General features: G+C 54.3%; 2 pseudogenes. Both read right to left on the bottom strand.

Annotation, left to right across the window (positions count from 1 at the left end):
• Window positions 1-1151 (bottom strand): annotated as a pseudogene (locus CPT76_RS42550) (acyl carrier protein); the annotation flags it as partial.
• Between the two features lie 366 nt (window positions 1152-1517).
• A pseudogene (locus tag CPT76_RS42545) lies at window positions 1518-2045 on the bottom strand (SDR family NAD(P)-dependent oxidoreductase); the annotation flags it as partial.
• Window positions 2046-2245 lie beyond the last annotated feature (200 nt).

Below are 2245 nucleotides of genomic sequence, written 5' to 3'. Positions count from 1 at the left end.
ATAAATTTGATCACCGTCTTCGACGGCTTTGGCCAAGGGTTTCAGCAGAACGGCGCCGACTCCTTCGCCCGGAACGTAACCTTCTCCGCCCTGTCCGAAGCTTTCGCACCGTCCCCTGCTGGAAATGAATTGGCCCTGGGAAAGGTACAAATACTTATTGGGATGGATGGATACATTGACTCCACCCGCGAAGCAGACATCGCTTTCACCCGATTGCAGGCTCTGGCAGGCCAGATGAATGGCCGTCAGCGAGGATGAGCACATCGTATCTATCGTCAGGCTTGGGCCATGGAAGTTGCAAAAATACGACACGCGGTTGGCGATCGACGCCGGCAATCCAGGCAGCGCGATCTGACGCCCATGCGCCTGCTCCTGTGCTCCGTACAGTTGGTATTCCTGATACATGGATCCCACGTAGACACCGACCGTTCCCGAATCCGCTAATGCGTCCCGGGTGTATCCGGCATCCTCCATCGTTTCATAGACACATTGTAAGAATAGACGTTCTTGAGGATCCATCAATTCGGCTTCGCGCGGAGAGATATGAAAAAAGAGCGGATCAAACAAGTCCACCCCATCGATAAAGCCTCCCCATTTGCTGTAAGCCTTCCCGGGTTTCGTCCGGTCCTCGTCAAAATACATGCGGTAATCCCAGCGTTCATCCGGGATCTCCGTAATGCAGTCCCTCCTTTTTTAAGCACTTCCCAAAATTCATTGACATTGCCCGCTCCGGGATAACGGCCAGCCACCCCGACGACGGCGACATCAAATCTGCCTGAGACACTGCCCGCGCCCGCCGTTCTGGCGGTCTCCTGCGCAACAAACCTTGGACGGCGCCGGTTGGCGAGGAGAAGTCCTTGCCCATCATAGTCCATGTCAACCGGAACCTTGGATTCCGTGGTTTGGACTTGTGATGCCGAAGCCCGCTCCTCTCCTCCAAGGGCTTTCAGCATCGAATCCCTATGCTCCCGTAAGAAGTAGCCTGTCAGCTCACGGATATTTTGATACTCAAAAAAGAGCGTTTTGGACAAGGAACCAAACGTCTTTTCCAGTTCGCGGGTCAATTGGGTCGTCATGATCGAATCAATCCCGTACTGCTCCATCGGTGCTTCGGCATCGATCCGGGATGCCGGCGTTTTCAAGACGCCGGAAATGAGCTGCTTCAGCAAGCTCTCCGATTGTTCCTGCAAAAGCTGCGGCGAAGAATAACCGGCTGGCCGGATTTCGCTGTCCGGTTGAATCAGACTCCGATCCAGAACCGCCTCATCCGTAAGATTGGCGGAGCGCGTGAGCCGGGAGTAGAATAAGCCCGGGTTGCCCTCTACGATCAGGACTTGGTTCGCGCCGGAGGCATAAGCCTGGTAAAATGCCTCTAATCCCGTTCCGCTTGCTATGGCTGCCATGCCAAGCTCCGCAAGCATGCTGCGTTCAATGGACTCGGCGACCTGCATGCCGCCGTCCTTCCATAACGGCCAATTGACCGACAAGGTATGTCCGCTCCGTTCGCCTGAGCTCACAAGCGCGTCCCGATATGCGGCATAAGCATCCATAAAGGCGTTGGCCGTGCAGTAATCGGCTTGGCCCGAATTCCCGATCGGACCGAATACGGAAGAAAACATCACAAAAAAATCGAGGTCCACATGGCGGCTCGATTCATCCAGATTGATCAGACCTGTCACCTTCGGAGCCAGTACGTCTTGCAGCTCGCCAACGGTTTTATGGATCAGATAGCTATCCCGAATCAGACCCGCAGCGTGGATGATGCCGTTGATCGTTCCGTGTGACTGGACAATCTTTTGCACGAGCTGATGGGCTTCGTCCTTATTCGTTATGTCCGACTGAACATATTCCACGAGCGTCCCTTGCGAACGCAGTTCTTCCAGCATCATGTTGTTGTGATCGATTAATGATGACCGGCCAGACAGGATGATCGTGGCATTCTTTACACGCGCGCCGATTTCCTTGGCAAAGTGGAAGCCGAGCCCTCCCAAGCCGCCGGTAATGACATAAACGCCACCATTTTTCCAGGGCTGCGGATTCGGCATGGGCTCCGCTTTAGCTTCCACCGACTTCCAGTCCATTACAGAACGGGATCCGTGTAAGTATCGGATGTGGAACCTGCCGGTATCCTGCATACTCGCTCTGATATATTCCATCGCCTTATCCGGCGTTGCATCTGTGTCCACTTCAATCATTTGCCCGGTTAACTTTGGATTTTCCAGGATAGCGGTTTTCAGCATGCCGC

Source organism: Paenibacillus sp. AR247 (assembly GCF_002968895.1).
Lineage (GTDB): Bacteria > Bacillota > Bacilli > Paenibacillales > Paenibacillaceae > Paenibacillus_AQ > Paenibacillus_AQ favisporus.
Note: the sequence above shows the minus strand (reverse complement) of the source record. Positions and strands in the feature narration are given on the sequence as shown.